The sequence below is a fragment of the Erwinia aeris genome, assembly GCF_041224955.1.
In the GTDB taxonomy this organism is placed as follows: Bacteria; Pseudomonadota; Gammaproteobacteria; order Enterobacterales; family Enterobacteriaceae; genus Erwinia; species Erwinia aeris.
Genome location: NZ_JBGFFX010000010.1, coordinates 189,051 through 196,351, shown reverse-complemented (window position 1 = coordinate 196,351; position 7,301 = coordinate 189,051). Strand labels below are relative to the sequence as shown.

Sequence of the window (7,301 nt, the reverse complement as noted above, 5' to 3'; positions counted from 1 at the left end):
CCACGGCGATATTCCTTACTTTCTGTGCTCTCCCCTGTGGAAAGGAGAGCACGGGATCAATTGGTTAAACCCGATTATTTACCACGGGCTTCAATAACAGCCTGAGCGACGTTGTTTGGCGCGTCATCATACTTCAGGAATTCCATGGAGTAAGATGCACGGCCTTTGGTGATAGAACGCAGCTGTGTAGCATATCCGAACATTTCGGACAGCGGCACTTCAGCGTGGATCACAACGCCAGTCACGTTGGATTCCTGACCGCGCAGCGTACCACGACGACGGCTCAGGTCACCGATAACGTCACCAGTGTTCTCTTCTGGCGTTTCAACTTCAACCTTCATGATAGGCTCAAGCAGCACAGGCTGTGCTTTCTTAAAGCCATCTTTAAAGGCGATTGATGCCGCCAGTTTAAACGCCAGCTCAGAGGAGTCAACGTCATGGTAAGAACCGAAGTGCAGACGCACGCCCAGATCTACTACCGGGTAACCCGCCAGTGGGCCAGCTTTCAGCTGTTCCTGAATGCCTTTATCAACCGCAGGGATGTATTCGCCAGGAATTACACCACCTTTGATGTCGTTGACAAATTCGTAGCCTTTCGGGTTTGAACCCGGCTCCAGTGGGTACATGTCGATAACAACATGACCGTACTGACCGCGACCACCAGACTGCTTGGCGTGTTTACCTTCGACGTCAGTTACTTTAGAGCGAATCGCTTCGCGGTAAGCAACCTGAGGTTTACCGACGTTCGCTTCAACGTTGAATTCACGCTTCATGCGGTCAACGATGATGTCGAGGTGCAGCTCACCCATACCGGCGATGATAGTCTGGTTAGACTCTTCATCAGTCCATACGCGGAATGATGGGTCTTCTTTAGCCAGACGGCCCAGAGCCAGACCCATTTTTTCCTGGTCAGCTTTGGTTTTCGGTTCTACAGCGATAGAGATTACCGGCTCAGGGAATTCCATGCGCTCCAGAATGATAACGTTGTCCGGGTCACACAGGGTGTCACCGGTAGTCACGTCTTTCAGACCGATAGCCGCAGCGATATCGCCTGCGCGAACTTCTTTGATCTCTTCACGCTTGTTAGCGTGCATCTGTACGATACGGCCCAGACGCTCGCGCTGAGATTTAACCGGGTTGTACACGGTGTCGCCAGAGTTAACGATACCAGAGTAAACGCGGAAGAATGTCAGGTTACCAACAAACGGGTCGGTCGCGATTTTAAACGCCAGCGCAGCAAACGGCTCGTTGTCGTCTGAGTGACGAACTGCCGGCGTATCTTTACCGTCGTCCAGAATACCGTTGATCGCTGTAACGTCAGTTGGTGACGGCAGATATTCGATCACGGCATCCAGCATCGCCTGAACACCTTTGTTCTTAAATGCAGAACCACAGGTAACCAGGATGATTTCGTTGTTCAGTACGCGCTTACGCAGAGAAGTTTTGATCTCTTCTTCGGTCAGCTCTTCGCCGCCAAAGAATTTCTCCATCAGCTCATCAGAGCCTTCAGCTGCGGCTTCAATCAGTTTCTGGCGCCATTCTTCAGCCAGTTCCTGCATATCAGCTGGGATCTCTTCGTAATCGAAGGTCACGCCTGCGTCTGCGTCGTTCCAGTTGATCGCTTTCATCTTGATCAGGTCAACAACGCCGGTGAAGTTCTCTTCTGCGCCGATAGCCAGCTGCAGAGGAACCGGAGTTGCGCCCAGACGTGCTTCAATCTGGCCAACTACTTTCAGGAAGTTAGCACCCATGCGGTCCATTTTGTTAACGAACGCGATGCGTGGAACTTTATATTTGTTAGCCTGACGCCATACGGTCTCAGACTGTGGCTGAACACCACCAACTGCACAGTAAACCATTACTGCGCCGTCAAGAACACGCATGGAACGTTCTACTTCGATGGTGAAGTCAACGTGTCCTGGGGTGTCGATGATGTTAACGCGGTGCGGCTCGAACTGCTTAGCCATACCTGACCAGAAAGCGGTAGTCGCTGCGGAGGTAATGGTAATACCACGCTCCTGCTCCTGCGCCATCCAGTCCATTGTGGCTGCGCCATCATGAACTTCACCGATTTTATGGTTTACACCGGTGTAGAACAGAATACGTTCGGTAGTGGTCGTCTTACCGGCGTCGATGTGTGCACTGATACCAATGTTACGGTAGCGTGTAATGGGTGTTGTACGAGCCATTTGATTCCTCTGATTCTAGGACGTTCAAAGTTAAATCCCAGCGGGGTCAACTGAACGCCCGCTGGGTTAATAACAACTACTGAGCTGTTACCAGCGGTAGTGTGCGAACGCCTTGTTGGCTTCGGCCATACGGTGAACGTCTTCACGTTTCTTCACTGCGGTACCTTTGTTTTCCGCAGCATCAGAAAGTTCGTTCGCCAGGCGCAGAGCCATTGATTTATCACCGCGTTTACGAGCAGCTTCAACGATCCAACGCATTGCCAGAGCATTACGACGAACCGGACGGACTTCAACTGGTACCTGATAAGTAGAACCACCAACGCGACGGGATTTAACTTCCACGGTTGGGCGGACGTTGTCCAGGGCTACTTCGAATGCTTCCAGTTCGCCTTTACCAGCACGCTGAGCCAGGGTCTCAAGTGCAGTATAAACGATTGATTCGGCAGTAGATTTTTTACCATCTACCATCAGGATATTTACAAATTTGGCCAGCAGCTCTGATCCGAACTTAGGATCTGGCAGAATTTTACGCTGACCAATGACGCGACGACGTGGCATGGAAATACTCCGTTGTTAATTCAGGATTGTCCAAAACTCTACGAGTTTATTATGACATTTAAGATAAAACGTTTGGCCTTACTTAACGGAGAACCATTAAGCCTTTGGCTTCTTCACGCCGTACTTGGAGCGAGCCTGCTTACGGTCTTTAACACCTGAGCAGTCCAGCGCGCCACGAACGGTGTGGTAACGCACACCTGGCAAGTCTTTAACACGACCGCCACGGATCAGGATCACGGAGTGTTCCTGCAGGTTATGACCTTCACCGCCGATATAGGAGGTAACTTCAAAACCGTTGGTCAAACGCACACGGCAAACTTTACGCAGTGCGGAGTTTGGTTTTTTAGGGGTAGTGGTGTACACACGAGTACATACGCCACGTTTCTGCGGGCAAGCTTCCAGCGCAGGCACGTTGCTCTTTGCAACTTTGCGTGCGCGTGGTTTGCGAACCAGCTGGTTAACTGTTGCCATTAAATAGCTCCTGGAATTTGCTTTTGCTTCGTAAACACGTAATAAATCGCCTCGTCAGATAACGAGGACGCGGAATTTTAGGGCTGAGCAGAAAAGGTGTCAAGAAATAACCAGGATATCGTACTCACCAGGTCATTTGTTGAGTCTGTTTTACCGTCAGCGCGACGAACTCAGTATAGCTTACTGCGGCCGCGCTGGATGAAATTTGAGCAGAAAGCCCGCGAGCGATAACATCGTCCTGCAGCACGTAAAGAGAAATGGGGGCGGCACGCAGCGATTCAAGGGCCTGGCTGCCTTCCAGCGCCGCCAGCACGCCATCCTGCAGCAGCAACACCTCGTCCCCTTCCGCCAGCAGCCGCAGCATGGCGTTGAAATCGCACTTAAAAGGCGAGTTGATCAGCGTATGCAGCATACTTCCCTCAGAAAGAAATTATTCGATCGTATTTTTCCAGTTCCGCACGCAATGCGTAAGGCGACAGCACCGCTACTGGCAGCGCCTTTAACGCGGCGGCGTCAATGCCTCGCTCGGCCAGCGAAGCTGAACAGGCATAAAAATTTTCCAGATCGTAGAGCGGCAGCACGCCAAAGGTGGCGACGTAGTTGCGCGCCAGCACTTTTTCCGGCTGCTGGTCGCCCAACAGCTGCATCACGCCGTCGCTGATAAAAAACAGCGCCACGTCCTCGCTAAGCGCGGAAACAGCCAGCACCGCATCCAGCCCCTCTCTTCCGGCGCTGGAACCGTGCGGCGCCTGGCTGAATACAAAGGCGATTCGCTTCATCAAAACTGCACCATTCGTTCACTGCTTAATGCGGCTTCCGCCAGCGCGCCCAGGCCGGCAAGCTGAAAGCCTTCAGCCAGATTGGCGGCGGGCAGGCCCTGGTTTTTCGCTTCCTGCTCGTCCGTGATACCGCGGCGCAGCGCGGCGGCCACACAGATATTGAGCGCAACGTGATGGTCACGATGCAGCTGCTGCCAGGCCTGGGTCAGATTGAACTCGTCGCTGGCCGGCGAGGTCAGCGCGCTGGCGTTAAGTACGCCCTCGCGATAAAAAAAGACGCTTTCCAGCTCGTGGCCTTCCGCCAGCAGCGCCTGCGCGAATAGCCAGGCCGAGCTGGCCTGCTGGGTGCCATAGGCCGGGCCGGTGACTAACAGCGTGTAACGCATCAGCGCTCGCTTCCCTGGAAGTCGCCGTTTTTAAACTGGCGGATATAGAGATAAACGGTGTGCTTGGAAATATTCAGTCGATCCGCCACCTGATTGATCGCGTCTTTGATGTCGAAGATGCCTTTCTCATAGAGGTTCAGCACAATCTGGCGGTTCTTGGCATTGTTGGAGATATTACGGTCGTTGCTGACCTCTTCAATCGTAAACTCCAGCGTCTGCATCACCAGATCCTCTACCGAGGAGGCGAAGTTGACGGAAGAGTCCATCTCCGGCGTTTCCGGCGGGATAAAAGTCGCCATAATCTGCGAGAAAGGCACGTCCAGGTTCATATTGATACACAGCAAACCGATAACGCGCTGTTTGCCGTTACGGATAGCGATGGTCACGGATTTCATCAGTACGCCGCTTTTGGCGCGGGTGAAATAGGCTCTGGAAACATTACTTTCCGCATCGGTCATATCATGCAGCATTCGCAACGCCAGATCGGTTATCGGTGAACCGATTTTGCGGCCGGTATGTTCGCCATTAGCGATCCTGACCGCCGAGCATTTCAAATCTTCCAGCGAATGCAGGACGATTTCGCAGTGCGAGCCGATCAGCATCGCCAGCCCGTCGACCACGGCTTCGTAAGATTTAAGAATATCAAAATCGGTTTGTTCGAAGGGATGCTGCTCCAGTAATTCCAGATCGTTCACATCACCGGTAAAAATTGAACCAGACATTAAGACACCACCCTTAAAAGAGCCCGCGGTATGCGGCTCGCGCAGGTTAGTTTCGAAGAGCGTCAGTCTAGCAAATATCGGAAATGCCTGTCCTGACCTTTGTCATGTATTTCTTGTGGACATAGCGCGGGGGAGGAAAAAGCGGGGAAAATGCCGCCACGAGCGTGGCGGCACGGGCATTATTTGGTCTGGGCAGCGGCTGGCGCTTCGGTCGGTGCCTGCGCGCTAGCGTCCGCTTTAGCGGCCGGTTTGATGTCCAGCAGTTCTACATCGAACACCAGCGTAGAGTTAGCCGGGATACCCGGTACGCCGTTTTTACCGTAGGCAAGCTGCGGTGGGATCACCAGCTTGATCTTGCCGCCTTTTTTCACGTGCTTCAGGCCTTCGGTCCAGCCAGGGATCACGCCGTCAAGACGGAAAGAGAGCGGCTCGCCGCGCGTGTAGGAGTTGTCGAACTCGGAGCCGTCGATCAGCGTCCCTTTGTAGTTAACCACTACGGTATCGCTGTCTTTCGGCGCGTCGCCGGTGCCTTCTTTCTCTACCTGATACAGCAGGCCGGATTCGGTTTTCTTCACGCCTTTTTCTTTGGCGAATTTAGTCGCGAAAGCGTTGCCTTTCTCGGTGTTTTCTTTCGCATCTTTTTCCATCTTCGCCTGAGCGGCGGTTTTCACGCGGCCTTCAAACGCCTGCAGGGTCTGCTCGATCTCCTGATCGGAAAGCTTGCTCTTGCCGGCGAAAGCGTCCTGGACGCCGGAGATCAGCTGCTGCTTATCCAGCGTGATGCCCAGTTTCTCCTGCTCTTTCAGCGAGTTTTCCATGTAGCGGCCAAGCGATGCGCCCAGTGCATAGGCAGACTGCTGGTCTTCGTTTGTAAACGCGGCATTCTTCGGTGCCTGCTGTGCGGCTGGAGCTGATGGCGCCGCGGCGGTTTCGGCTGCTGAGGCCAGCGGTGCGTTCAGCGCAACGCCCAGGGTGGTGGCTAACAGTGTGACTTTAAATAGTGATTTCATCCATTTCTCCAAAACCGAAGCCTCTCACCTCGGAAATCGTTTTACAGACAGAGCCTGTACTCTAACAACCGTGCGCGAGCAAACTGCATACTCTCGCAATGAAAACTAACTACTTCCGACCGCTTGTCTGTCCGAAAGTTTCACTATGAAGATGCAGGCAACCAGGGCTTTTTTCAACGGTAAGGGCGAAATTAAACCGGCTATGCCTGTGCTGGCCCGGTTTTTGTCGTTAGAATCGGAACAATCCAGCCCTGGCGGCAGCAAGAGGAAAGAATATGCAACAATCCGTGTTTGAGCAGCGCTTAGAGCTGTTGGAAAGCCGTTTGGCCTTTCAGGAGCACACTATCGAAGAGCTGAACCAGACGGTGGTTCATCACGAGCTGGAAATGGCCCGCCTGCGCGAACAGATGCGCCTGCTGACCGACAAACTGAAGGCGGCAGCGCCGTCAATGGTCGCCTCGCAGTCGGAAGAGACGCCGCCGCCGCACTATTGATTTCGCGCCAAAAAAAAGGCCACCTTATCGGTGGCCTTTTTTCATTTAAGCTTAGTGGCTGCAGCCGCAGCCGCCGGTGCCACAACCGCCTTTGCCGTGGTCATGATCGTGGTCGTGATCGTGATGATGGTCGTGCTCGCCGTGAACATGGCCATGAGCCAGCTCTTCTTCGGTCGCTTCACGGATCGCCACCACTTCCACGTTGAAGTTCAGGTTCTGGCCAGCCAGCATATGGTTACCGTCAACCACCACGTGGTCATCTTCCACTTCGGTGATTTCAACCGGTACCGGGCCCTGGTCGGTTTCCGCCAGGAAACGCATGCCAACCTGCAGTTCATCAACGCCCATAAAGACGTCTTTCGGCACGCGCTGCACCAGGTTGTCGTCGTACTGGCCGTAGGCTTCGTCAGCTGCGATGTGCACTTCAAACTTGTCGCCGGCTTCGTGATTTTCCAGCGCCTTTTCCAGACCAGAAATCAGGGAACCATGACCGTGCAGATAGTCCAGCGGTGCGGTCACCGGAGACTCATCAACCAACACACCGTCTTCCGTACGTACCTGATATGCCAGGCTGACTACCAGGTCTTTTGCTACTTTCATGATTACTCCTAACCGTTGAGAGCTTGAAACATCGGCGGATTTGCCGGCAAGCTCTGAGTTTGCGCTGATTGTAATGAATTTCAACGCCGCTG

At 53.4% G+C, this 7,301-nt stretch carries 10 protein-coding genes; 1 reads left to right on the top strand and 9 read right to left on the bottom strand.

What is annotated here, in order from left to right:
* Nucleotides 1-74: 74 nt before the first annotated feature.
* From fusA to fkpA, 8 genes are all read right to left on the bottom strand, one after another.
* Entirely contained in the window at nucleotides 75-2,189 is a 2,115-nt protein-coding gene (gene fusA, locus AB6T85_RS16790) for an elongation factor G (RefSeq protein ID WP_253457736.1), read from the bottom strand.
* Between the two features lie 87 nt (nucleotides 2,190-2,276).
* A complete protein-coding gene (rpsG, locus tag AB6T85_RS16785; RefSeq protein WP_125289829.1) occupies nucleotides 2,277-2,747 on the bottom strand; it encodes a 30S ribosomal protein S7 in 471 nt (156 codons plus the stop codon).
* Between the two features lie 96 nt (nucleotides 2,748-2,843).
* Nucleotides 2,844-3,218 (bottom strand): 30S ribosomal protein S12, encoded by a 375-nt coding sequence (gene rpsL, locus AB6T85_RS16780; protein ID WP_075182598.1) that lies wholly within the window; start codon nucleotides 3,216-3,218, stop codon nucleotides 2,844-2,846.
* Nucleotides 3,219-3,342: 124 nt separating this feature from the next.
* The gene (gene tusB / locus AB6T85_RS16775) at nucleotides 3,343-3,630 is read right to left on the bottom strand and encodes a sulfurtransferase complex subunit TusB (RefSeq protein WP_253457734.1); all 288 of its coding nucleotides are present in this window, start codon (nucleotides 3,628-3,630) and stop codon (nucleotides 3,343-3,345) included.
* 7 nt (nucleotides 3,631-3,637) lie between these two features.
* Nucleotides 3,638-3,997, bottom strand: a complete 360-nt coding sequence (tusC, locus tag AB6T85_RS16770; RefSeq protein ID WP_301251816.1) for a sulfurtransferase complex subunit TusC — start codon at nucleotides 3,995-3,997, stop codon at nucleotides 3,638-3,640.
* Nucleotides 3,997-4,383: a sulfurtransferase complex subunit TusD gene (gene tusD / locus AB6T85_RS16765; RefSeq protein ID WP_253457730.1), complete on the bottom strand. Its 387-nt coding sequence runs from the start codon at nucleotides 4,381-4,383 to the stop codon at nucleotides 3,997-3,999. Before tusD ends, tusC begins: the two co-directional genes overlap by 1 nt.
* A complete protein-coding gene (locus tag AB6T85_RS16760; protein ID WP_253457728.1) occupies nucleotides 4,383-5,105 on the bottom strand; it encodes a helix-turn-helix transcriptional regulator in 723 nt (240 codons plus the stop codon). Before AB6T85_RS16760 ends, tusD begins: the two co-directional genes overlap by 1 nt.
* A gap of 179 nt (nucleotides 5,106-5,284) precedes the next feature.
* Nucleotides 5,285-6,115, bottom strand: a complete 831-nt coding sequence (fkpA, locus tag AB6T85_RS16755) for an FKBP-type peptidyl-prolyl cis-trans isomerase (protein ID WP_253457725.1) — start codon at nucleotides 6,113-6,115, stop codon at nucleotides 5,285-5,287.
* Between the two features lie 275 nt (nucleotides 6,116-6,390).
* On the opposite strand from fkpA, the gene AB6T85_RS16750 reads away from it, so the two are divergent.
* Nucleotides 6,391-6,609 carry a protein SlyX gene (locus AB6T85_RS16750; RefSeq protein ID WP_125289835.1) on the top strand — a complete coding sequence of 73 codons (219 nt, stop codon included), beginning with the start codon at nucleotides 6,391-6,393 and terminating at the stop codon, nucleotides 6,607-6,609.
* A 51-nt stretch (nucleotides 6,610-6,660) separates the two neighbouring features.
* Here AB6T85_RS16750 and slyD read toward each other — a convergent pair whose 3' ends face one another.
* A complete protein-coding gene (gene slyD, locus AB6T85_RS16745; protein ID WP_125289836.1) occupies nucleotides 6,661-7,209 on the bottom strand; it encodes a peptidylprolyl isomerase in 549 nt (182 codons plus the stop codon).
* Nucleotides 7,210-7,301 lie beyond the last annotated feature (92 nt).